This is a genomic window from Pseudomonas weihenstephanensis (genome assembly GCF_001043055.1).
Lineage (GTDB): Bacteria > Pseudomonadota > Gammaproteobacteria > Pseudomonadales > Pseudomonadaceae > Aquipseudomonas > Aquipseudomonas weihenstephanensis.
The window spans coordinates 63,978-87,891 of sequence record NZ_JYLF01000009.1 but is presented as its reverse complement, the minus strand read 5'-3'; the positions used below and the strand labels follow the sequence as shown (position 1 = coordinate 87,891).

Sequence of the window (23,914 nt, the reverse complement as noted above, 5' to 3'; positions counted from 1 at the left end):
CGATGAGATTTTTGTTACCTGAAGGTCAATTGAATGGCGAGTTTTTGATGTAAATCATGCAGTGAAGCGATTTAGCGTCGCTTTGCAGATGTGAGCGGCTTTAGCTCAACACAGGGGTTGACGGTTATCCAGGCATGGGGAGCCAACAACTGGCTCCCTTAACAGGCCTTACGGTGTAGTTGGCGGTGTAGTTTTAGGAATTTTGATAAGACCGTTGAAAAGAGTTAAGACATTCATGCTGTTAACGGTACTTATCAAGTGCAACTCATCGAACGCAGAGACATCATAGGTAAGGGTGCGTGGGTCGGGCTTAAACATTTGGCTGGCCGGGCCACTATTCATGATGCGTTCCAAGCCATTACGTAAGCTCTCTTTAGTTTGAAACGATGCCAGGCCAAAGTTCGGGTCGTAATAAAACCATTTTTTAGCAGACCCGTTCACTACCACTCCGGCTGTCACCCCATGTTTATTATTCCCGATCAGTATGCTCCCTGATGCTCTCGCATCGGCCAGATCTGCAATGATTTCTGAGTAAGTTGCCTGGTAGGGGGTTTGTCCACCGTGAAAATCTGTTCTAAGGGTGGCCTGAAAGTTTGTCAGATTTTGCTTAAATTTTTGTGTGTTGACATGCTCAGGATGCGCCACCGTGGTATAGAAATTTTCGATCAATATGTGTTGCTTCCCTTCTTGAATGGCATAAGCCATTGCGTTGGACAGCGCTGCACATTCACCTACCGAGATAGGGTTGACCTGATTGAGATAGAATCCTTGCGGCATGTGTAACATCTTCCCTCCGGCCGCGGTGACCTCCTCACTGAACCTTTGGGAATTACCTAAGCTAATGTGTATGGCGTCAAGTTCAATTTTTTTTCTTAAACAGCCAATCTCGTGTGGTGTTCGACCGGGAACCAGCGTCAGTTCTTTTAGCTGGGGAATCGTCAATGAAGGAGAATACCCGTTAATAACAGCGGGGTTGCCTGACGTATAACCCAGATTGAAATTGTGTGCATCAGCGAGTTTGGCGTTTATCAGTTGTGTCCCATACGCCTGAGGTAATTTCTCCAGGAAATCTATTCGCTGAGACAGACGGCCTAGTTGTTCCGCAGAGCACGTGGAGGCCACGGCCAGCTTCTTAATGTCATCAATTTTCATTGACGCGGCGTAACCTGATACGTTAGGTGGCGTTTGACTACTAAAGCCACGATTGAAACCTGTGTTATCGGTAAGTAATGCGTTCGCGCGCGCCGTTTCAAAATCTTGTGCAAAGTTCGGATTGGATGTGTTGCCAAACCAACTGGAAAACCAGCCCGAGTGCTGGATGTCCCCATCGCGTGCCACCACGGTGGGCGAAAAATTGTTCAGGTGCGCGCCATAGGGGCGCGAACGGGCAGCATCATAGCTGTACCATTTACCCTCTTTGAGCACCGCGCTGGTCTCTACGCTGTTTCCGGCAATCTGTAAGTTCCCCTTCGCCGCGATTTCATACTGTCGGCTGGCCGCCTTCAAGAAGTCATAGCTGCCACTGGCTGCACTGAATGTCTTGATCGCCTTGCTTGTAAGTTTAACCCCGCCCTCAAGGAGAGTGCCGGCGACACTGAAGGGGTTAAATTCCCCAATAAGAGGCTTGCCAATAATTTTGCTTGCCTGCAAAATTTTAGCCCCCGTCGAAGCGGCTTTACTGGTGACGTTTAAAACTTTCGCACTGACCCCGGCGGCGGCTGTAGCAAAACCAAATATATCAAAAGCGAGGTCTAAAGCCCCTGCACCATAATTGCCCTTACTAAAGTTAACAATGGCGGATCTCAAGGGAATCAGGTCCAGAAAAAAATTATTGACGTTCTTCTCGGCGTCGAGTGCGTCTTCGTAACGTGTACTACCCGTGGCTTGCCTCACCACCGCCTCGTTATCAATATCAAGATGCTCAACCATTACATTGGCAATGGTTTGAGTGCGCGGACTTGAAAAACTATTGGGGGGCAGGCCTGTACTGGAGGGAGGTCTGGATGTCAGGTTTGCGACGGTGGAGGGTATAAACGCTTCCATCTTTATAGTGTTAGCGCCAGAGAGTCGGTCCGAGTGGTTATAAATACCCATCGAGATCGGTTTTATTTTCCCCTCAGAGGTATTGATTTCATAAGCGCACTGTGTGGAGCCAACCGTGGTCTTCACAAAGAGCGAAGGCTTTTTATCGACGTGAGTGCTCGTCAGTCCTCTTTTATATATTTGTTCTTGACGAAACTCTAGCGCGCCGAATTCAAAGTTCTTTCTGTCAGGCAAGGGAAGTTCGGAGATGAAATGTTTAATAAGGATGGCAATCGATTCTTTAGTGTCGTCCATGGCCTGTGAGAATTTCGTATTGAACACTTCGTTGGTGTCGAACACGAGGGATTTGTCTTTGATAGCCGCCGCGATACGCGGATCGGAAGTTTTCCATTCGATGTTGCTCATTACCTGCCCGCCCATCGCAATATCGAGCAGTGAGTGACCGTACACGGGGCCTCGCGCCGCCACAGATAACAGGTAGGGAGACGGTGTCGAGGGATGTTTAGGTTCCAGCAGCGGTTCTTCAAAAGGCACACCTGCACCAAACCGCTCTTTAAGTTTGAGCAACGCAATTTCTTTGCGGCTGGGGATTTCGGTGTTCGCTAGTCTGGATCCTTTAATTCGTTCAGACGACTGAGCATTGAACGTGGTTCTCCCTAGCTCGATTTCTTGCGCGCTGTAATCTTCGGATTCTTTTGCCGGGAGAATGCCTTGAACCACGGCCCAATCCAGCAGGGCGAGCTTATTGGCTTGTTGAGTGCTGGCTTTATATTGCGCTCCGAGGGTTTGAGCCTCAGTCATGACCTGGGCATAGCTCAAGTTGGGAACGGTGCCCGGAGCATTAGCCTCTACCGAAGCCGCTGCAACGGCGAAGCTGACCCAGGCGCCACTGCCATAGGTCACGCTGTCGGGGATATCTTTAGCCAGGAACTCCGGTGCTTTTCTTGCCAATAGCAGGTAGGCGCCCACGTTGGCCATCTCAGGGGTGGTTTTACCCGTGCGGCTCAAGTGGCTGCTCAGTTCTGCGCGTATTTTCGATACCGGTTCTCCCCAGTGACTTTGCTGTGCCAAGTCGAAGCCAGCGACTTTGTTACGGCGTGGCGTGGTTAAGGCATCCGGGTCGAGCATCAAATTAATGGCTGCCAGCGCGTAATCATTCGCGCTGGAGTCCGTGGCGATGCCATCTAATTGAGCTTGTAAGCTTTGCCCAAGTGCTTGGGCGCGAGGCGTACTGATGATGGTCTCCAGCGCCTTGGCCGGGTTTTTTATAGCTTCTTCGCTGAGCTTTTGGTTGCTGTTCAGGTATTCCAGTATTCCGACGCTTGTGCCGCCCATGTGCGATGGATTTGGACGACTAGCAACGAAATTGGTGGCGCCGCTCAATAGGGTGCTTTGTTCACGTTCAGTGAGAGGTCGCGGCCATGACAGGCTGCCGCCAAAATTGCCCAGCGGGTGCTGCAAGGCTCTGCTCAGTACGGCATCCGCCAGAGTGCTTACTTGTAAAGAGCGTGTCGGTAAAAACCACTCACTGTCCTTGATATACGTTTCGAGTGTGACCGTACTGCCCGACTGGGGGATGTAGGGCGAGTCGGGGTGAATGTCCATCTGCGTATTTTTAAGTTCAGATGTTATGGCTCCAGGAGGAGGATGTGGCCCCAGCTTCGTCATGATTGCGTTAAGTTTTTTGCCCAACTCCATTAGGTCTTGTTTATCGGCTAATGCCTTTTTCAAACCTACGCTGACTGATGCGGTGCTTGAGAGGTTTTTGGGGTGGGTCTGTGCAGCCACAGAATGATGGGTAAGGGTGTGTGGCTCTGAAGAGGTTTGCGGCCTGTCTTGCGAAGCAGGTGCCAGTTCTTTGGCGGTGGGCAGGGGCTGCTGCGGCCTGTTCTGTACTGTCGAAAGCGTGGAAGTTGTCATTCAAGGACTCCTGTAAAATGTGGCGAGATGATTCTCTGGCGACAGGACGTGATGGGTTCCTGAGGCGTCCTTGTGGGTGCGCAAATCACGTTTTCGGGTTCCTAGGCACCGTCAGCAACGTGTAAGGAGTTCGTACACTCGGGGTGTTTTGATTGCAGATCATTAATGACAGGCAGCAATCTACGGCCCGGAATGCATTGGTTACGACTGATGTAAAGAGGGGGGGCAGCGAGGAGGGTGTTGGGTACAGTCATTTGGACGAACGCACTGTGGCCGATCTGATGTTTGCAGCGTTAAACACATCAGGTCCAGCCACTGTGGGTACAGAGCCTAGGCTGTAACGCCCAGGTGCAGTTTTTTGGACAAAAAACAGACCTGAGCATCAGCCTGGCCTGTTCGTTGGCTCATTCAGAAAGCAAAACTGTAGTGCGCTGTAATGCCATGTTCGCGGGCACGATCACCGCGGTGATGGTTCATGCTGACGTTAAAAGTGCTATCAGGAGTTAGCTGTGCAACGCCGCCGATGTCCAACTGGGTGCTAGCCTTGTTCATCGGTGCACCGCTGATGTGCATCGTGGCGCCCTCTTGCCAGGCAACGTCGGATACGGGTCGCAGGTCCCCACTGCCACGCGTATAAGCCGCGCCAGAGGTGATGCTTAGCCAGGCAGGACCCACTGAAGTTTTGCTCAGATCGAACATGAAACGTATGCCTCCAGTGGCCATATTCACTGCGCTCTGGGTGCTACGGATGTTTAATGCGCCATGTCCCCCTTGTTCTTTATAGGGCGCGCGGTGTAACCGTACGTGCGCCAGTTGCAAGTAGGGTTGTACGTCCCATATCCCCGATTGCCAACGATAGCGGCCTTCGATAAACGCCTGTCGGGTACGACTTTTGGCGTCACTGGACAGTGTTTCATTCAGTCCTGTGAAGCTGACCCGGCGTTTGCTTTGGACTGTGTGATGGGCATAAGCCAGCCCGCCATAAAGCCCGAATGCGTCCCACGTGTGCCCGGCATACAGGCCAATCTGATACGCGTCGAACCGGGCTTTGTCGCGCAAGCCAGTTGTGACGTCGCCTTGGCCGCTGGCCATCATTACGCCGAGGCGCGTGCCTTGGTTGAAGTCAAGATCGGCACCCAACAGCACACCTGTGGTGGTGTAGCGTGCCGCTTGAGCATTGCTATTGCCGTCGATGCGGCCATTGTTGTGCAGGGACTGAACCCACACGGTTTGGCGTGAAGGTGGCGACTCTTGTGTGGGGTGGTGCTGCACACTGCCTGCATGCTCAAGTGCTGTATTGCGTATGACGCGACTGTTTTCCATCAACACTGACTGGGTACTTGCATGTATTTGGCCGCTCAGTTGGTCGAGCGCAGGCGGGGCGTCTACGGGAAATAACGCAGTCAAGCGCTGCGCCAGAGGATGCGATACGGTCAGGCGGTCGGCAGCGTTGGCCGTAGCACGCTGGTTGGACGTAGTGGCCGCAGAGGCCAGCGGCACACCACGGCTGACTTCAAGCCCCAACGCGTTCAAGTCCAGAGTCTGATCAATGCGTAAAAACGGTGAAATCGCAGGGTGATCCACCGAGCTAAACTGCCCGTAAACACCGGCATCGGCTTCAAGTACCGCGTAGCGTTGTCCCAGTGTCATCACCTCAGCCTGCGGGATCAGGTGCAAGGTCCCACCGTGTAGCAGTGCTGAACCGGTCACCTCGAGTGCAGGTTTGGCAGGCATAAGGCCAGGTCGGAAAATGAACAGTGACTCGCGGCCTTGCTCGTAATCGCCATTGACGTTCAGGGCCTTGTCCGCACTACCGGGAGCAAGGGTGCCCAGTACCTGAGTGTGCGAGAGCGTGCCATCACCCCTTAGAAACCCGGCTGGGCCAACACGGGTGTAAGCGCCCAACTGTTGACCGGCAATGTGCGCCATGCCGCCGTTTATGTTGAGGGCGGTATTGAGCAACGTACCGTTAATAAGCAGTCGCCCACCCTTGACCTGAATGTCGCTCGATAAACGTTGAATGCCCTGGAGCTCCAAGGTGCCATCATCTAGCGTTGCGCCTGCAAAGCTATTGTGGCCACTGAGTCGTAGCCAGCCAGGCCCGCTCTTGCCAAGACGGCCAAGCCCGCCGATATCGTTTCGCCAATCGTCCCACGCATGACCCTGCCAAACCTTGGCTCCACCTGCTTGAGCACTCATTGCCACGTGGGTATCGACGCGTAACTGCCCAGGCCCGTCGATGGCTTTTTTCAGGTCCATCAAGCCCCAGCCATACACCTCATCCACGCCGGGCACACCCAGATCGCGTGCAGTGGTCAGGAGTACGTCGCGGATTTGCGCGTTACTCAGATAAGGGAAGCGCTCCATTAGCAAGGCAAGGCCGCCTGTAACGTGTGGTGCAGCCATCGACGTGCCTGATTCAACCTCATAAGCAAACGTTGGCTGGTTTGCAATGATCTTGAACCCGCTTATTTCGCCCTGCATGTCATAGGTTTTTTCGGCCTCTATCTGCGCTGAGACCACTGTGGAATTAATGTCGGTGCCGGGTGCTGCCAGGCACCAATTGTGGCTATATCCGCAGCGCATAGAACGGTCAGAGAGTGTGAGGCTTTGATTCACATTGACCACGCTGAGCCAGTAAGGCTCCAGCTCAGGGTACAGGCGTGGCAGCGTTGGCAAAGCGTCTGCGAACGGCGCGCTTTCTGGGGACAGATTTGCATACTCAGGTGTATTTCCCGCCGCCCAGACTTGCAACAAGCCAAACTGACGGGAGGCGTCTCCCAATGCACTGCCTAACTGACCGGGAGCTCCCAGTAGACTCTGGTCTAGCTGTGTAACACTCCTCAGCACTTGAGCCAGCCCCCAGCTGTGGTTAATCAGGCGAACCTGTAGCTGCTGGAGTTGCGCATGAGCATCGGATATGGCGCTTAGTGTCAAAGAGCGCGGTTCAAGTTCAATAGATACCGGGCTGAAGTAGGCATGGGTGGAATGGCGCATCGCGTGCAGCTGGCTCCCCCAGGCTAGCCCGTGAATCCCTTCACCGTCTCGGTTCGCCAGCAGTGTGCCTGCCACATGTGTCCCGTGGCTGTCAGCGCGTACTCCGATGTTTTCCAGAAAGTATTTCAACTCTTGGGCATCAACCAGCCCATCGGCCACGCTTTGTTCGAACGCCAGAATGTCTTCAGGGGGCACATCGTTCCAGGTCACTTGTTCGAGATCACCACGGGTATAAAAACACCCGTCGGCGACCGACAGGTTTTGTTCACTGTGGCATCCAGGCTCTGCCAGGTTCAGCCCTGTGTGATCTTTGCCATGTAACTGGGGGTGACGCAGGTCAGTGCCTGTGTCGAGCATGCCCATGTGTATGCCGATGCCGTTCAGGCCTCTGGCGTAAGCGTAATCAGCCCCGATGGCTTGCAGTCCCCAATTGGACTGGTACTCCGTGCTGTGCCAACTGGCGGGATCGTTCAACTGGCCTCTTTCGTCATAGGCCAGCACCTGCCCGGTCCACAGGCTGGTCAGCAAACTGATTGCGAGCGTCCCAGGCACGCGTTCATAGCCACGGTTGTTGCGTGGCCCATGGTGCGATTTTAAGTTCCACATCCTTGAATAACCCATTGCAATTGTCATAGCCGGCTAGCTTGAGCAATTGGCTGGCTGATGCCTGTAGGGCGCTGCGCTCGATGGATAAGAGCGATCTGCTAATGACGTGAGCAAATGCAAGATTAAAAGGTGGGGTATTAAACAACGGTGATGACCCATGCCACCTGAGTAACATGGGTGTCGGTAGGTTGCTGAGAGCCCTTAAGGGCATTTCTCTGGATCCGTGAGTTTCAGTTTTTCACTGATGAAACGTGCCCACCAGATTCGGTGGCCGCTCTCCAGCCAGCGCGGCCAACAGGTTGTCCACGGCACATCGGGCCATGGCTTCACGGGTTTCTATCGTGGCCGAGCCGATATGCGGCGTGGCGACCACGTTATCCAGCGTGAGCAAGGGCGAGGCCGTATCGAGTGGTTCGCGTTCGAACACATCCAGACCTGCTGCGCGAATCAGTCCGTTTTGTAAGGCGTGAATCAGCGCGACTTCGTCGACCACCTTGCCCCGTGAAATGTTGATAAAAATGCTTTCGGGGCGCATCAGGGCGAATTGTTCGCTACCTACCAAGCCTTCAGTTTCGGCGGTCAACGGCAACGTCAGGCAAATAAAGTCGGCCTCTTGCAACAATTGCTCAAGGCTGCGGTATTGCGCATCAAAGCGCGCTTCAACCGCCGGTTTGGGCGAGTGGCTGTGATAGATGACAGGCATGCCAAAGCCAAAATGGCCGCGTTGGGCTAATGCTTCGCCGATGCGGCCCATGCCGATGATGCCCAGGGTTTTGCCATGCACATCGGTGCCGAAAAGCTCGGGGCCGATATTTTTTTGCCATTGGCCATTGCGCACACGAATGGCCAGTTCAACCACGCGCCGGGCGGTGGCCAAAATCAGGGCAAAGCCAGTGTCGGCCGTGGTTTCGGTGAGTACGTCGGGTGTGTGGGTGAGCAGGATCTTGCGTGCATTGAGGTACTCGAGGTCATAGTTGTCGATGCCCACGGACACGCTGGCAATGGCCTCAAGTTGGGGGGCAAGGTCCAGCAGTTGCGCATCCAGCTTCAGGCTTGCCCCCAGTAAACCGTGTGCCTGGGGCAGGGCGGCGCGCAGTTGCTCCAGACCCTGTGCGTCAAGGCGCTCAATCAGCGTGACATGCGCGTGCGCCTGCAAGCGGTGCATCAGCGCATCGGACAGCTTTTTGTAGAGCACGATGTGTTTTTTCAAGGCGGTCACCAACATTTAATTCAAGAATGGGCCAGACGCTGGGCGGCGCTGAGTTGTGGCGCAACAGGGTCTTTCGTGGTGGGTTTGAGCATCAGAGTGAGCAGCACCGAAATCAGCAGTGCGCCGCTCATCAACAGGTACGAAGCGCCAGGTGAGCCGGTTTCGCTATTCAAGTAACCCACCAGGTACGAGCCTGAAAACGACCCCAGTGCCCCCATGCTGTTAATGAGTGCCATCGCACCACCAGCTACATTGGAGGGCAGGATTTCCGGAATGATGGCGAAGAAGGGGCCATAGGGCGCGTACATACAAGCGCCCGCAATCACCAGTAGCGTGTAGGACAACCAAAAATGCTCAGCGCCCAAGGCGTAGGAGCCGTAGAAAGCGATGGAGGCTATCAACAGCGGCGGCCAGACGAAGCGTTTACGTCTTTGCAGTTTGTCTGATCCCCAGGACACCCCCAGCATGGCGATCACCGCCGCCAGATACGGCAGGGCCGAGAGCCAGCCGGCCTCGATCATGTCCATGTGCGCGCCCTGCTTAAGGATCGACGGCAGCCACAGCACAAAGCCATACACGCCAATGCTCCAGCAGAAGAACTGCAACGCCAGCAGGATGACTTTGGGTGAGCGAAAGGCCGCCGCGTAGTTCTTCACTGGCGTCATGCCGACTTGTTCGGCATCCAGCGCGCTTTGCAGGTCTTGCTTCTCTTGCAGGCTGAGCCATTTGGCTTCGCTTGGACGGTCATCGGCCAGACGCCACCAAATGAATGCCCAGAGCACCGCTGGCAGGCCTTCGACGATAAACATCCAGCGCCAGCTGTAATGCTGCACCAGATAGCCTGACACGACCGACATCCAGAGCATCGTCACCGGGTTGCCCAGGATCAGAAAGGTATTGGCCCGTGAACGTTCGGCACGGGTGAACCAATGGCACAGGTACACCAGCATCGCGGGCATCACGGCTGCTTCGACCACGCCGAGCATGAAGCGTATGGCAATCAGCGTGTAGGCGTTGGAGACCACGCCGGTCAGGGTGGCAAGGCCGCCCCACAGAATCAGACTGACAAAAATCAGCTTTTTGACACTGTTCTTCTGCGCATAGATCGCCCCTGGCACCTGAAAAAAGAAGTAGCCAAGGAAGAACAATGCCCCCAGCAATGACGAAAGCCCCGGCGTAATGTTCAGGTCTTCGGCCATGCCCGAGGCGGCGGCAAAGCCATAATTGGCACGGTCCAGATAGGCCAGGCTGTAGGTGATAAACACGATCGGCATGATGTACCACCACCGGCGGGCAGCGAGTTTTAGCGTGTGCATGGCGTTGCTCCTGAGCTTGTTGTTTTTGTCGCAGCAGGTCACGGGTGCAGCAAGTTACGCAGTTTCACCGGGCGCACAGTGCGCCATGTGCAGGTTTAAATCGGCGCGCGAGGGCAGTCCCTCCATGTCGCCACGGCTTTGCACGGCACGGCTGCCAATCCAGTTGCCGCGCTGGACCGCTTGGGCAAAACCCTGATTTTCCAACAGGGCACTGATGACCCCCACGGCGAAACCGTCGCCCGCGCCGACGGTGTCGATCACGTTTTCTACGGGCACTGCCGGTACAAAATCTTCCGCGTCTGCGGTGCGGTAGTAGGCTCCTTTTGGACCCAGTTTGATGATCACGGCTTCGGCCCCTTGGTCCAGATAGAACCTGGCAATGTCACACGGGTCGTCATAGCCGGTCAGTAACCGGCCTTCGCTCAACCCCGGCAATACCCAGTCCGCTCGGGCGGCGAGGGCGTTGATGTCGCCAATCATCTGCGACTCGCTGGCCCACAGCGAGGTGCGCAGGTTGGGGTCGAAAGACACCGTGCGCCCGGCCGCACGCATGGCCTGCATCAGTTCAAATGACAGCTCGCGGCAGTTGGCAGACAGCGCGGCCACAATGCCGGTGGCATGCAAGTGCCCGGCATTGAGCAGGTGTGGGGTGATGGCGTCGCGGTTCAGGTGACTGGCGGCTGAGCCGCGGCGGAAATATTCCACTTGCGGGTCACTGCCATCCTCGACACGGGACTTGAATTGAAAGCCCGTGGGGTGCAACGGATCGATGTCAACGTGCTGACAGTCAAGGCCTTCAGCTTGCAGGGTCTGGAGTACGAAGCGGCCAAGCGAGTCTGCGCCCACGCGACTCAGCCAGGACACGTTAAACCCCAGCCGTGCCAGGCCTATGGCCACGTTGCTGTCAGCCCCGGCAATGCGTTTATGAAACAACGCGACCTGCGCCAAATCGCCCGTGTGCTCGGCCACCAACATGGCCATGGTTTCACCAAACGACAGAACATCGACCTTAGACATGGCTCAGCTCCTGTTGCCCAAGTGCGGCCAGCGTGGCGACGTGCTCTTTGGTCAGCCAGTCCAGGTCGTTGCCTTGTAACGGGTATTCCACCGCACGGGGCAGGCCCTGAAGCATGTGAGGCAGTAAGTGTTCCCACATTTGTAAGTCAGTGGCCGTCGGCGGGGTGGCAATCAGCTTGCCATCCGGGCGGCGGGCAACTCCTTTGCAATGCAGGTAGGTGACATGGCGCCCGAGTAAACGTGCGGCCGTGCTGGCAGATTGGTCTTGCCAGGCCCAGTTACCAATGTCAAAGGTCATGCGCACAGGCGCGTCTTGCTGCTCAACGGCATCAAAAAACCGCTGGAGCGGCTCAATGCGACCGCCTTGGGAGGTTTGGTCGTTTTCAACCAACAATTGCACCGGTTGCTGGCCAAGACACGCCGCAAGATTGGCCATATCGCAATGTTCGGTGAAATAGCCCAGCGACACCTTTAGCCATTTGGCACCAAAGCTGTGGGCGCGACGCAAGGTCGCAAGCAACTGAGGGTTGGGCCGCGTTTGACCTGCATCCCACAATTGCATAGGCGAGGAGTACACGCATTCCAGTGCATATTCGTCGATGGCCAGGCTGAATGCTGCCGGGTTTTCGTCGGTCAGCAGTTCTTCACGCACTTCAATGCGTTGAGCGCCCGCGTTGGCCAGTAGCGCAATAAAACTCTGTTGACCACGCTTTCGTACCAGGTCGGCGCCATAGCTCGACAGGCTGATTGAGACAGGGAATGTGTTCATGGTGCTTACCTCTGAAACCGGTTTCATTTCTTGTTAGATAAAGGCCGGCGCGTGTTCGTATGAAGGACGCCAGCAGTAAAAACGTCAGGCAGCAGGGGGTTGTGTCGAACCGCGAACGATGAGCTGTGCGGCAAAATCGAGCGCGCGTGGCGCGGTTTTGTCGCCGCTCAAGCGTTTGAACAGGCACTCAAAAGCGCTGGCGCCGATCTGTTGGGTGGGCTGGGCGAGGGCGGTAATGCCGCTGCCGACCAACGGGTACCACTCCAGGTCATCCAGAGCGATGACCCCCACCTCCTCAAACAGGTTGCAGTTGAGCGCGCGCAACACTTGCGTGCAGGCCAGTGCGGCCACCCCGTTGGCGCAAAACAGCGCTTTGGGGCCGCAGCCGGGAGTTTTTAAGAAGGTTTGAACAAGGCTGAAAAGGGCGGGGCCGGTTTCGATGACGGCGCCACGCAGCGCCGGGTAATGGGCCAGTTGCACGGTAAAGCTGGCGATGCGCTCAAGGCGAGAACTGGTGCCGTCCACGGGTTCGCTGACCATTAACACGTCACGAAACCCCTGCTCGTGCAGGTGCTGCAAGGCCGTGCGCACGGCCCCGGCGTTGTCCAGACCCACCAGGTCGGTGTGCAACTGCTCGACCTTGCGATCAATCAGCACGATGGGCATCTCCTGATGCAGCGCTTGCAACGCGTCAGGATGATGGCCGAGGGTGTTCAGGATCAGCCCTTCGATGTTGTAAGCGCGCAGGGCTGCAAGGTGTTGGCTTTCCTGCTCATCGCTACGATCGGTGTTACACACCACCAAGTTGTAACCGTGAAGGCGACAAGCCGTCTCGACACCGTGCATCACAGCAATGGAGTACGGGTTACGGATATCCGCCACCAGCATGCCAATCAGCCGGGTACGTCCACGCTTGAGACCACGCGCCATTTGGTTGGGGCGATAGCCCAGCTCGTCGATGGCACGCTCAATCCGTTGCGCAGTGGCGTCAGAGAGCAAGGCGCGGTCTTCGCCGATAAAGCGCGACACGCTGGCTTTGGAAACGCCAGCACGTTGGGCAACATCCAGCATGGTGACGCGTGAGCGTTGGGCGGCAGAAAAGCTATTCACGGCCTGAAACCTTTTATTGGTGTTATCGCAGGCGGTCTCATTCATGACGCTGAAACCGGTTTCAGGGAAACCCAAATCACCCACTACCGTCAAGTGCCGTTTGTAGGACGATTCTCAGGTCTAGCGGTATGAGGCGCCTTGGCACCGTCAGGTACTGACACTGTGAATGCGTGCTCTGCACTAAAGCGGTGAGGGGTATTCACACGGCGCAGAATTAAGGCAGTCATAACAGCGTCGATAGCGAGTATTGGTTATTCAATTACTTGATGCGTCTGATACTTACAAATAAGCGACGTTTTTTATAAGAAAACACGTTGTTAATTTGCACTTATTTGGCGCGTTGTATGCGGCGTCTATCGGGTGAGAGGCCATGATAGGTCGCTGTTAAAAACGCATGTTTTCAGGCGCTAAAAGTTAAAAGTCGGCCCGGCGGGCAGTACGAACGACACGCCTGTAAGTTTAGGGGGGCGCACTAGACCGTGCAGTCAGCCAGTGAACGGCAAGCCTCTGTTTTAACGTGTATCGTTATTCCTTAAACGAATATAACGAGACGTTTTGTTGGTCGCAGAAAAACCTTGCAGCAAAACTTCCAATGTTTTCGGTTACTTAGCGATTGATCGCATTTTGACGCCAAAAAAAATGCTGGACTAAATATTTCAAAATGTGGCAACTTCGCCCGGCCATTTAACGGCGAGTGATAGGACGATCTCGCCAAGGGATCGTCGTTGTCTGTCAAAACTTTTCTACTGCTAAACAAGGAAATGTTTACATGTCGAAACTTAAAGAGAAAGCAGCACTGTCCGTAAACCAGACGTTTGCTGCCAACGGCACCAGTTCTGCCTTCACTCAAATTGATAATTTCAGCCATTTCTATGATCGAGGTGATCATCTGGTCAATGGCAAACCCTCGTTCACGGTTGACCAGGTGGCTGACCAACTGACCCGTAGCGGTGCGAGCTGGCACGACCTTAACAACGACGGTGTTATCAACCTGACCTACACCTTCCTCACAGCCCCACCTGTCGGCTATGCCTCCCGCGGTCTGGGTACGTTCAGCCAGTTCTCGGCATTGCAAAAAGAGCAAGCCAAACTGTCGCTGGAGTCATGGGCAGACGTTGCCAAAGTGACCTTCACTGAAGGCCCGGCAGCTCGGGGTGACGATGGTCACATGACATTCGCCAACTTCAGTGCCAGCAATGGCGGCGCGGCCTTTGCCTACTTGCCAAACAGCTCGCGCAAAGGTGAGTCGTGGTACTTGATCAACAAGGACTACCAAGTCAATAAAACCCCGGGAGAAGGCAACTACGGTCGCCAGACTCTGACTCATGAAATCGGCCACACCCTGGGCCTGTCACACCCCGGCGACTACAACGCTGGCAATGGCAACCCGACCTATCGCGACGCGGTGTACGCCGAAGATACCCGCGCCTACAGTGTCATGAGCTACTGGAGTGAGAAAAACACGGGCCAGGTCTTCACCAAAACCGGTGAAGGTGCGTACGCCTCTGCGCCGTTGCTCGATGATATTGCCGCTGTGCAAAAGCTGTATGGCGCCAACCTGGAAACCCGTGCGGATGACACCGTTTACGGTTTCAACTCGACGGCTGACCGTGACTTCTATAGCGCCACCTCGTCGACCGACAAACTGATTTTCTCGGTGTGGGACGGCGGCGGTAACGATACGCTGGACTTCTCGGGCTTCAGCCAAAACCAGAAAATCAACCTCACCGCAGGTTCGTTCTCTGATGTTGGCGGCATGACCGGTAACGTGTCGATCGCCCAAGGCGTGACCATCGAAAACGCCATTGGTGGCTCGGGCAACGACTTGCTGATCGGTAACGATGCTGCCAACGTGCTCAAAGGTGGTGCCGGGAACGACATCATTTATGGCGGCGGCGGTGCCGACGTGCTGTGGGGTGGCACCGGTTCTGACACGTTCGTGTTTGGGGCGGTGTCTGACTCCACACCCAAAGCGGCCGATATCATCAAGGACTTCCAGAGCGGCTTTGACAAAATCGACCTCACTGCGATCACCAAGCTGGGTGGCCTGAACTTTGTTGACGCGTTCACCGGTCATGCCGGTGATGCCATTGTCAGCTACCACCAGGCTAGCAACGCTGGGTCGCTGCAAGTGGACTTCAGCGGCCAGGGTGTCGCTGACTTCCTGGTCACCACTGTGGGCCAAGTGGCAACTTACGACATCGTCGCGTAAAGCTGTCGGTTCATGAGCAGCGCGCAAGCGCTGCTCTCTGGCACAAGGCCGAGGTCCTATGAGCACTGCATCCAGAATTTCCAGGGCAATGGGCGGTATCGCTGCATTGCTGTTGTTGACCACCGAGAGCGTTATGGCCAGTTCATTGATGTTGTTAAGCCCTGCACAAGTGGCAGGCAGTTGGACGTTTTATCTGCAACAGAATGAAAAAGACAGCTGCACGGTAAAACTCAAACAAGACCGAACGTTCAGTGCGCAGGTCAAGTGCCTCGCACCCTGGTTGGGAACTACCCCCGCAACGTGGTCGCCCACCCCGGATGGTCTTTTACTTATCGGTAAGGACGGGACGCAATCGATATTTTTGGCATTAATAGAGGCCGGTCGTTATGAGGGCGAAGTGGAAGGCGCTAACACCCTGGTCATGCAGCGTGCGCATTTACAAAGTGTGAAGTAAGGGGCGTGGCTTAAAGGTGCATGAGTGAGGGCGGATCAGTGTCGTTCAATAACAGCGGTGCAGTGATGAGCCAATGAACAAGTTGGCCGGTAGCCAGGGCTTTGCGAGGCCCCACCCCGTGCCTTGGATAAGTAGTTTATTGATCAAGGAAGATTCATGAAGCGCCTTAAAAGTAGTCCCGTCGCGCCCCTGATACATGCGTTGGCTGACTATAAAAAAATCCTGATCAGTGTCGGCTGTTTTACCGCACTGATTAATATCCTGATGTTAGTGCCCTCCATTTATATGCTTCAGGTGTATGACCGGGTGCTGTCGTCGCAAAACACCACCACCCTGGCCATGTTGTCGTTAATGGTCGTGGGGTTCTTTATCTTCATTGGCACGCTGGAAACAGTGCGCAGCTTTATCGTTATTCGTATCGGCAGCCAATTGGAGCGCCGCTTTAACCAGCAGGTCTACCGTGCAGCCTTCGAACGTAACCTGTTCAGCGGTCAGGCCCATGCCGGGCAGGCGTTAGGCGATCTGACGCTGATTCGTCAATTCGTCACCGGCCCGGCCCTGTTTGCGTTTTTTGATGCGCCGTGGTTTCCGGTCTACCTGTTTGTGATTTTTATGTTCAATACCTGGCTGGGGGTCTTTGCCACGGCAGGTGCGGCGTTGCTGATTGTGCTGGCATGTGTCAACGAGGTCATGACCCGCAAGTCCTTGAGTCAGGCCAGCGTGTATTCGCAACAGTCCAGTCAATTGGCCACCAGCCATTTGCACAATGCCGAGACGATTCAGGCAATGGGCATGTTGGGGGTCTTACGTAAACGTTGGTTTAACGTGCACTCACGCTTTTTGACCGAGCAAAACAAAGCCAGCGACACCGGCGCGGTGATCGGGTCAGTCAGCAAAACGCTGCGCTTATGCTTGCAGTCATTGGTGTTGGGGCTTGGCGCGTTACTGGTGATTCAAGGCGAAATGAGCGCGGGCATGATGATCGCCGGTTCCATTCTGATGGGGCGCGTGCTCAGCCCCATCGATCAGTTGATTGCCGTGTGGAAGCAGTGGAGTTCGGCCAAGTTGGCGTATCAGCGTCTGGACGGTTTACTGCGTGAGCATCCGCCGGTTGAAGACAACATGGCCTTACCGGCGCCTAAGGGCCAACTGAGTTTGGAGCAGGTCAGTGCGGCGCCACCGGGCATCCCCGTGCCGACACTGCACCAGGTCAGTTTTAGCCTCAATGCAGGCGAAGTGTTGGGCGTATTGGGTGCATCGGGCTCGGGCAAGTCAACGCTGGCGCGGGTGTTGGTAGGTGTATGGCCCACTCTGGCGGGCACAGTGCGCCTTGACGGTGCCGATATTCATCAGTGGAACCGCGACCAGTTGGGGCCCTACATTGGCTATTTGCCTCAGGACATCGAACTGTTCAGTGGCTCTATCGCCGAAAACATTGCGCGCTTTCGCGATCCAGACCCGCAGCATGTGGTGGCCGCCGCTCAGCAAGCCGGTGTTCACGAGATGATTTTGCGCCTGGCGCAGGGTTACGACACGGTGCTGGGGGACAACGGCAGCGGTTTGTCGGGCGGGCAAAAGCAGCGCGTGGCGTTGGCGCGGGCGCTCTATGGCAGCCCGCGCCTGGTGGTGCTGGATGAGCCCAATTCCAATCTGGATGCGGTGGGTGATGCGGCGTTGACCAATGCCATTGCGCAACTCAAGGCGCAGGGCAGCAGCGTGGTGCTGGTCACCCATCGGTCTTCATCGTTGGCTCAGGCTGACAAATTGCTGGTGCTTAATGAGGGGCGAACTCAGGTGTTCGGCCCCAGCGCGGAGGTCCTCAAAGCGCTGGCCAATGTCCAGCAACAACATGGCTCGGCAGTCAGTATCAATCGCCCGCATCAGGCACAGACCCAGAGCACAGGCGCATGAGCAAGGACGCTCCTATCATGAATGATCAAAAATTACCCAAGGCTTGTGAACGAGGCGCCGGATTTTACGTGCGCATGGGCTGGATCCTGACCATTGTCGGCGCAGGCAGTTTCTTTGCATGGGCCAGCCTTGCGCCGCTGGATGAAGGTATTCCGGTTCAAGGCACCGTGGTGGTGTCAGGCAAGCGTAAGGCGGTGCAATCGCTGGGGGCTGGCGTTGTGAGCCAAATTCTGGTGCGTGAAGGGCAGGTGGTGCGCCAGGGCGAGCCGCTGTTTCAACTCGATCAAACCCAGATCGACGCTGATGTTCAATCGTTGCGTGCGCAGTACCGCATGGCTTGGGCCAGCACGGCGCGTTGGCAGAGTGAGCGCGACAACTTGCAGCGAGTGAGTTTTCCGCCCGAGTTGAGCGCTAACCCTGACCCGCGACTGGCATTGGTACTGGAAGGTCAGCAGCAACTGTTCAGCAGCCGTCGAGAGGCGTTTGCCCGTGAGCAATCCGGGCTTAAAGCCAGTATCGAGGGCGCGACCCAACAATTGGCCGGTATGCGCCGAGCGCGCGGCGATTTGGGCGCTCAGGCCGATTCCTTGCGCCAACAGTTGATCAATCTTCGTCCTTTGGCTGAAAACGGCTACATCCCGCGTAACCGGTTGATGGAGTACGAGCGCCAACTGTCGCAGGTACAGCAGGATGTGGCGCAAAACGCCGGTGAAAGCGGTCGCATAGAGCAAGGGATTCTCGAATCGCGCCTTAAATTAGCGCAGCACGTTGATGAATACCAAAAAGAGGTGCGCAGTCAGTTGGCTGATGCACAACTCAAAAGCCTGACCCTTGAGCAGCAACTGGCCTCCGCCGACTTTGACCTCCAGCACAGTGCGATTAATGCACCCGCCGATGGCATTGCCGTCAATCTGGGTGTGCACACCGAAGGCGCGGTGATTCGGGCCGGTGAAACCCTGCTAGAGATCGTGCCGCAGGGCACACGACTGGAAGTGGAAGGCCGCTTGCCCGTGAACCTCGTGGACAAGGTCGGTGATCAGTTGCCGGTGGACATTCTGTTCACCGCCTTCAACCAAAGCAGCACCCCGCGCGTATCCGGGCAAGTCAGTCTGGTGTCCGCCGACCAGTTGCTCGATGAAAAAACCGGCATGCCGTACTACGTGCTGCGCAGTTCGGTGAGTGACCAGGCACTGGAGAAACTCAATGGCCTGGTGATCAAACCCGGCATGCCAGCTGAGATGTTTGTGCGCACGGGCGAGCGCTCGCTGCTCAACTACCTGTTCAAACCACTGTTGGATCGCGCAGGTTCTGCGTTGACTGAGCGATAGGAAATTGCGACGTATGAAAGCAGCTTCAAAGATGTACCTGGGGTTGGTGCTATGGGCGGGGATCGCCGTTAGCGCACAGGCGATGGGACCGTTTCAGGTGTACGAACAGGCATTACGCAATGACCCTGAGTTTCTGGGGGCAATCAAGGAGCGTGAGGCAGGCCAGGAAAACCGCATCATCGGCCGTGCTGGCCTGCTACCCAAGTTGTCGTACAACTACAACAAGGGGCGCAACAACTCTAAAGCCACCTATCTGAATGAAAACGGCAACCGCCACGAAGACCGCAACTACAGCAGCTACGGTTCGACGTTCATGCTGCAACAGCCCTTGATTGACTACGAGGCTTACGCCAATTACCGCAAGGGTGTGGCGCAATCGCTGTTTGCCGATGAGAATTTTCGCAGTAAAAGTCAGGAACTGCTGGTGCGGGTACTGACGCATTACACGCAGGCGTTGTTTGCGCAGGATCAAATCGACAACGCACAAGCCAAGAAAAAAGCCTACGAGCAACAATGGCAGCAGAACGAGCACCTGTTTCGCCAAGGCGAGGGCACGCGTACGGACATTCTTGAAGCCGAATCGCGCTATGAATTGGCCACCGCCGAGGAAATTCAGGCCCGCGATGAGCAAGATGCGGCGTTGCGCGAACTGGGTGCGCTGATTGGCCAGCCGCTGATCGACATTGATCAACTCACGCCGCTGGCCCATAACTTCGGCACCTTCGCCCTTGAACCTGCCAATTTCTCGACCTGGCACGACTTGGCGCTGGCCAATAACCCGGCGTTAGCCTCGCAACGTGAAGCGCTGGAAGTGGCGCGTTATGAAGTCGAGCGCAACCGCGCCGGCCATCTGCCTAAGCTCAACGCCTATGCCAGTGTGCGCAAGATGGAGTCGGAAAGCGGCAACACCTACAACCAGCGTTATGACACCAACACCATTGGGATTGAAATCAACCTGCCGCTGTATGCGGGCGGCGGGGTCTCGGCCTCGGTGCGCCAGGCCAGCAGCAATTTGTCTCAAGTCGAGTACGAGCTGGAAGGTAAAACCCGCGAAACGCTGATCGAACTGCGCCGTCAATTCAATGCCTGTCAGTCGGGGGTCAGCAAACTGCGCGCTTATCAAAAAGCCCTGACTTCGGCCGAGGCGTTAGTGGTCTCCACTCGGCAAAGCATTTTGGGCGGTGAGCGAGTCAACCTGGACGCATTGAATGCCGAGCAGCAGCTTTACAGCACGCGACGTGATCTAGCGCAAACCCGTTATGACTACTTATTGGCGTGGACCAAGCTGCATTTCTATGCGGGCACCTTGCGCGAACAAGACCTTGCGCGTGTCGATGAGGCGTTTGTTCAGCCTTTGAACGCTCATTAGTTTCTACCCTGAGGCGTGCAACACCATGGCTGTTTTTGACTACAAGGATGTGGGAACAGAGGCTTCGGCGGCGCTGTTCAAAGATGCTTTGGCAATCACGTTGTACAGCTATCACAACATCGATAACGGGTTTGCAGTCGGTTATCAGAAAAACGGTATGGGCACCGGCTTGCCTGCCACGCTGGTCAAGGCGGTGTTGGGTGGCGTGGACGCGCAAGGGGTGGTACCTGGCATCCCGTGGAACCCGGACTCCGAAAAGCTGGCGCGTGAAGCGGTCGAGAAAGCCGGCTGGACACCGATCAGCGCCGAGCAACTGGGCTACGCGGGAAAGGTCGACCAGCGCGGCACCTTCTTCGGCGAAAAGAAAGGCTACGACACCGCTCAGGTAGAAATTCTGGGCAAATACACAGCTGATGGGCATTTAACTTCAATCGGCATCGGTTTTCGTGGCACCAGTGGCCCACGAGAATCGTTGATTACCGATTCTATTGGCGATGCCATCAGCGACCTGCTGGCGGCGATCGGCCCTGCCGATTACGCCAAAAACTACACGGGCAACGCGTTTAACGCGCTGCTGGGCAACGTAGCAGCCTTTGCCGCGGCTCATGGTTTAAGTGGCAAGGACATTTTAGTCAGCGGCCATAGCCTGGGCGGGTTGGCGGTCAACAGCCTGGCCGACCTGAGTACTGATCGTTGGTCAGGCTTTTATCAGGACGCGCGCTACGTGGCGTTTGCGTCACCGACCCAAAGTGATAACACGCACAACGTGTTGAACATTGGTTACGAGAACGACCCGGTGTTTCGAGCGCTCGACGGTTCTGATTTCAGCCTGTCGTCATTGGGCGTTCATGACGCGCATCAGCCGTCGGCGACCAACAACATCGTGAGCTTCAACGACCATTACGCGTCAACCCTGTGGAATGTGATGCCGTTTTCTATCGTCAATGTGTCGACGTGGGTCACGCACTTGCCCAGTGGCTACGAAAGCGGCATGAACCGTATCCTCGATTCGGCGTTCTACGACCTGACGTACAAGGATTCGACCATCGTCGTCGCCAACCTGTCCGATCCGGCCCGGGCAACCACCTGGGTGCAAGACCTCAATCGCAATGCTCAAACGCACACCGGCACCACGTTGATTATTGGCAGCGATGGCAATGACTTGATTCAAGGGGGGCGCGGTAATGACTTCCTTGAAGGGCGTGATGGCAACGACACGTTCCGTGACAGTGGCGGTTACAACATCATTGTGGGGGGAAAAGGTATCAATACGCTGGAGTTGCAAACGTCTTTAAGCAAGGTCGATGTGGTAAATGACGGGCAGGGCACGGTGTATGTGCGCGACGCTCACGGCGCAATTACATTGACCCATGACATCAGCATGCTGGTAAGCGAGGAGCCCAATTGGCTGGGCATCCGCCAGTCGGTCACGCACCGGGTGGCTGACGATGGGTTGTGGACAGGCAATAGCCGCAGCGATTACACCCACTCAGTCACTGCCAGCACCGCTGACAGTACGCTCAAGGCCCAGCTCAAGGGTGACTGGCTGATCGGGCAGGGAGGCAATGATCATTTGATCGGTACGCTGGGCCAGCATGTGTTCATTGGTGGGGCGGGGGATGACCTGCTAGAGGCGGCGGGAGGTCGTAACACCTTCGTGTTCACCGGTGATTTCGGGCACGACACGCTCAAGGGCTATCAAGGCAACGACACATTGGTGTTTTTGGGCGTGGAGGGCGGTTACAACGCCGATTACCGGGCACATGCCCGTGCATCGGGCGCCGACACTGTACTGAGTTTTGGTGACAGCTCGGTCACGTTGGTGGGCGTGGGCCTGGCCCATCTTGGCGGCGCGGACATTGTGATCGCTTGATCGATCACCATTGCGGCGCAGAGCAGGTCTGCGCCGCGGCGCACGTCAGACCTTGAACTGACGTAACAGATTGTTCAACTGCACACTCAACGCCTTGAGATGAACACTGGCAGCGCTCGATTGCTCGGCCGCCTGTGCCGTGCTTTGCGACAAGCCAGCGGCCTGGGTCACGTTTTGGTTGATGTCTTCGACCACATGCGCCTGTTGCAAGGTGGCACTGGCAATCGAGGCGTTCAGACCATTCAAATTATTCAAGGCCTGACCAATACTGCTCAGGCTTTGCCCGGCCAACGTCGCTTGCTCGATGGTTGACTGTGATGCGCGGCTGCTGCTGGCGATGACATTGACCGCCGCTTCGGAGTGTTTTTGCAGCCCCTCGATCATGGTCTGAATGTCTGCAGTGGACTTTTGCGTGCGTTGGGCCAGCAACCGGACTTCGTCCGCCACCACGGCAAAACCGCGACCTTGCTCACCTGCACGGGCCGCTTCAATGGCCGCATTGAGTGCCAGCAGGTTGGTTTGCTCGGCGATCGAACGGATCACCTCCAGCACCGTACTGATGTCACTGCTTTGCGAGGCCAGGGTGCGAATCACCTCGACGGCCTGGTTGATGGTGCCGGACAAGTCGCCGATCTGTTGCAGGCTGCTGTCAATGTTGTGCTGGCCTTGCTCGGCCTGCTCCTGGGCACCGCGCATTTCGCTGGCTGCGTGCTCAGCGTTTTTGGCCACATCCTGCACGGCGTAGGTGACTTCGTTGATCGCCGTCGCCACTTGATCCATTTGCAGCGCCTGTTGCTGGCATCGATGTTGAGCATCATTGGCATCGTTGCCTAGCTCAGTAGAGGACTGGTCCAGTGCTGTGGCCGTGGATTGCAGGTGACTGACCACATTGCGCAACTTGGCGGCAAACACATTGAAATGATGCGCCAGTTCGGTGACTTCGTCCTGCCCGTGGGTGTCCAGGCTGCGGGTCAGGTCGCTTTCGCCACTGGCGATGTTGGCCATAGCCTGCACGGCGTCTTGCAGCGGACGCACGATACTGCGCGCAATCACTGTCACCAGTGCGGCCATGATCAACGCGATGCCAAGCCCGGCCCAGCAGGCTTTCCAGACTTGTCCCCAAAACTCGGCCTGCATGTCATCGATGTACACCCCCGACCCCATGACCCACCCCCACGGCTCGAACAGTTGGACATAGGAGGTTTTTTGCACCGGGGCGTCAGAGCCGGGTTTTGGCCAGCGGTAATCGACCATGCCCGCGCCTTTGGCTTTGGCCAGCGACGCCATTTCGCTGAATATCGCAAAGCCGTCCGGGTCTTTGATTGCCGAGAGGTCTTTGCCATCCAGTTTGGGGTTGGTGGGGTGCATGACCATGTAGGGGCGCAGGTCATTGATCCAGAAGTAGTCATCGTGGTCGTAGCGCAACTGGCTGATCACGCTCAACGCCTGCTGTTGTGCGGCTTCGCGGCTCAAGGAACCTGCCGTTTCCAGCCCATGGTAGTAATTGAGAATGCCGCTGGCAGTCTGGACGACATGCTGGGTTTTCTGGACTTTGCCCTGATAAAGATCGTCATGGATCTGTTTGAGCATCAACAAACCCAACGCCAGCAGCATGGCCATGGCCACGATCAAAATCAGCCACAAACGACGGCTGATGGACAACCTGCGTAAGGTATTCATAAAACGGTCACTCCTTGTTTTTCTTCTTGTAGTCGACACTGACTAGCATCCAAGCACGCTTGGCGGGTGTGGCCCATGCGACTTGGGTCTAATGTCATA

At 56.0% G+C, this 23,914-nt stretch carries 14 protein-coding genes; 6 read left to right on the top strand and 8 right to left on the bottom strand.

Features of this window, described 5'->3' with window-relative positions; translation table 11 throughout:
* Positions 1 to 168: 168 nt before the first annotated feature.
* From TU86_RS18730 to TU86_RS18700, 7 genes are all read right to left on the bottom strand, one after another.
* Positions 169 to 3,963 carry a hypothetical protein gene (locus TU86_RS18730; protein WP_053076069.1) on the bottom strand — a complete coding sequence of 1,265 codons (3,795 nt, stop codon included), beginning with the start codon at positions 3,961 to 3,963 and terminating at the stop codon, positions 169 to 171.
* A gap of 408 nt (positions 3,964 to 4,371) precedes the next feature.
* Positions 4,372 to 7,566, bottom strand: a complete 3,195-nt coding sequence (locus TU86_RS18725) for a S8 family serine peptidase (protein WP_053076068.1) — start codon at positions 7,564 to 7,566, stop codon at positions 4,372 to 4,374.
* Between the two features lie 238 nt (positions 7,567 to 7,804).
* Complete coding sequence (locus tag TU86_RS18720) at positions 7,805 to 8,776, bottom strand: NAD(P)-dependent oxidoreductase (RefSeq protein WP_048365912.1); 972 nt, start codon at positions 8,774 to 8,776, stop codon at positions 7,805 to 7,807.
* 20 nt (positions 8,777 to 8,796) lie between these two features.
* Entirely contained in the window at positions 8,797 to 10,092 is a 1,296-nt protein-coding gene (locus tag TU86_RS18715) for an MFS transporter (RefSeq protein ID WP_048365806.1), read from the bottom strand.
* Positions 10,093 to 10,146: 54 nt separating this feature from the next.
* Positions 10,147 to 11,109 (bottom strand): sugar kinase, encoded by a 963-nt coding sequence (locus TU86_RS18710; RefSeq protein ID WP_048365805.1) that lies wholly within the window; start codon positions 11,107 to 11,109, stop codon positions 10,147 to 10,149.
* A complete protein-coding gene (locus TU86_RS18705) occupies positions 11,102 to 11,878 on the bottom strand; it encodes a sugar phosphate isomerase/epimerase family protein (RefSeq protein WP_048365804.1) in 777 nt (258 codons plus the stop codon). Before TU86_RS18705 ends, TU86_RS18710 begins: the two co-directional genes overlap by 8 nt.
* Before the next feature lie 84 nt (positions 11,879 to 11,962).
* The gene (locus TU86_RS18700; protein WP_048365911.1) at positions 11,963 to 12,988 is read right to left on the bottom strand and encodes a LacI family DNA-binding transcriptional regulator; all 1,026 of its coding nucleotides are present in this window, start codon (positions 12,986 to 12,988) and stop codon (positions 11,963 to 11,965) included.
* A 769-nt stretch (positions 12,989 to 13,757) separates the two neighbouring features.
* On the opposite strand from TU86_RS18700, the gene TU86_RS18695 reads away from it, so the two are divergent.
* The 6 genes from TU86_RS18695 to TU86_RS18670 all read left to right on the top strand — a co-directional run bounded on the left by TU86_RS18695 (position 13,758) and on the right by TU86_RS18670 (position 22,135).
* Positions 13,758 to 15,200: a serralysin family metalloprotease gene (locus tag TU86_RS18695; protein ID WP_048365803.1), complete on the top strand. Its 1,443-nt coding sequence runs from the start codon at positions 13,758 to 13,760 to the stop codon at positions 15,198 to 15,200.
* Positions 15,201 to 15,258: 58 nt separating this feature from the next.
* Positions 15,259 to 15,654, top strand: a complete 396-nt coding sequence (locus tag TU86_RS18690; protein WP_048365802.1) for an AprI/Inh family metalloprotease inhibitor — start codon at positions 15,259 to 15,261, stop codon at positions 15,652 to 15,654.
* Positions 15,655 to 15,810: 156 nt separating this feature from the next.
* On the top strand, positions 15,811 to 17,565 hold the full coding sequence (locus tag TU86_RS18685) for a type I secretion system permease/ATPase (protein WP_048365801.1): 1,755 nt from the start codon (positions 15,811 to 15,813) through the stop codon (positions 17,563 to 17,565).
* A gap of 17 nt (positions 17,566 to 17,582) precedes the next feature.
* Entirely contained in the window at positions 17,583 to 18,893 is a 1,311-nt protein-coding gene (locus TU86_RS18680) for an HlyD family type I secretion periplasmic adaptor subunit (protein ID WP_420850458.1), read from the top strand.
* A 31-nt stretch (positions 18,894 to 18,924) separates the two neighbouring features.
* Positions 18,925 to 20,262, top strand: a complete 1,338-nt coding sequence (locus TU86_RS18675) for a TolC family outer membrane protein (RefSeq protein WP_238936377.1) — start codon at positions 18,925 to 18,927, stop codon at positions 20,260 to 20,262.
* Between the two features lie 25 nt (positions 20,263 to 20,287).
* Positions 20,288 to 22,135: a polyurethane esterase gene (locus TU86_RS18670; protein WP_048365798.1), complete on the top strand. Its 1,848-nt coding sequence runs from the start codon at positions 20,288 to 20,290 to the stop codon at positions 22,133 to 22,135.
* A 45-nt stretch (positions 22,136 to 22,180) separates the two neighbouring features.
* Here the strand turns inward: TU86_RS18670 and TU86_RS18665 are convergent, their stop codons facing one another.
* Positions 22,181 to 23,815, bottom strand: a complete 1,635-nt coding sequence (locus tag TU86_RS18665) for a methyl-accepting chemotaxis protein (RefSeq protein WP_048365797.1) — start codon at positions 23,813 to 23,815, stop codon at positions 22,181 to 22,183.
* Positions 23,816 to 23,914 lie beyond the last annotated feature (99 nt).

Bases quoted from the DNA above. Each gene is read 5' to 3' on its own strand.
- TU86_RS18710 (WP_048365805.1), bottom strand. From the start codon at position 11,109: ATGTCTAAGGTCGATGTTCTGTCGTTTGGTGAAACCATGGCCATGTTG.
- TU86_RS18690 (WP_048365802.1), top strand. From the start codon at position 15,259: ATGAGCACTGCATCCAGAATTTCCAGGGCAATGGGCGGTATCGCTGCA.
- TU86_RS18680 (WP_420850458.1), top strand. From the start codon at position 17,583: ATGAATGATCAAAAATTACCCAAGGCTTGTGAACGAGGCGCCGGATTT.
- TU86_RS18715 (WP_048365806.1), bottom strand. From the start codon at position 10,092: ATGCACACGCTAAAACTCGCTGCCCGCCGGTGGTGGTACATCATGCCG.
- TU86_RS18695 (WP_048365803.1), top strand. From the start codon at position 13,758: ATGTCGAAACTTAAAGAGAAAGCAGCACTGTCCGTAAACCAGACGTTT.
- TU86_RS18705 (WP_048365804.1), bottom strand. From the start codon at position 11,878: ATGAACACATTCCCTGTCTCAATCAGCCTGTCGAGCTATGGCGCCGAC.
- TU86_RS18725 (WP_053076068.1), bottom strand. From the start codon at position 7,566: ATGTGGAACTTAAAATCGCACCATGGGCCACGCAACAACCGTGGCTAT.
- TU86_RS18665 (WP_048365797.1), bottom strand. From the start codon at position 23,815: ATGAATACCTTACGCAGGTTGTCCATCAGCCGTCGTTTGTGGCTGATT.
- TU86_RS18670 (WP_048365798.1), top strand. From the start codon at position 20,288: ATGGCTGTTTTTGACTACAAGGATGTGGGAACAGAGGCTTCGGCGGCG.
- TU86_RS18675 (WP_238936377.1), top strand. From the start codon at position 18,925: ATGTACCTGGGGTTGGTGCTATGGGCGGGGATCGCCGTTAGCGCACAG.
- TU86_RS18685 (WP_048365801.1), top strand. From the start codon at position 15,811: ATGAAGCGCCTTAAAAGTAGTCCCGTCGCGCCCCTGATACATGCGTTG.
- TU86_RS18730 (WP_053076069.1), bottom strand. From the start codon at position 3,963: ATGACAACTTCCACGCTTTCGACAGTACAGAACAGGCCGCAGCAGCCC.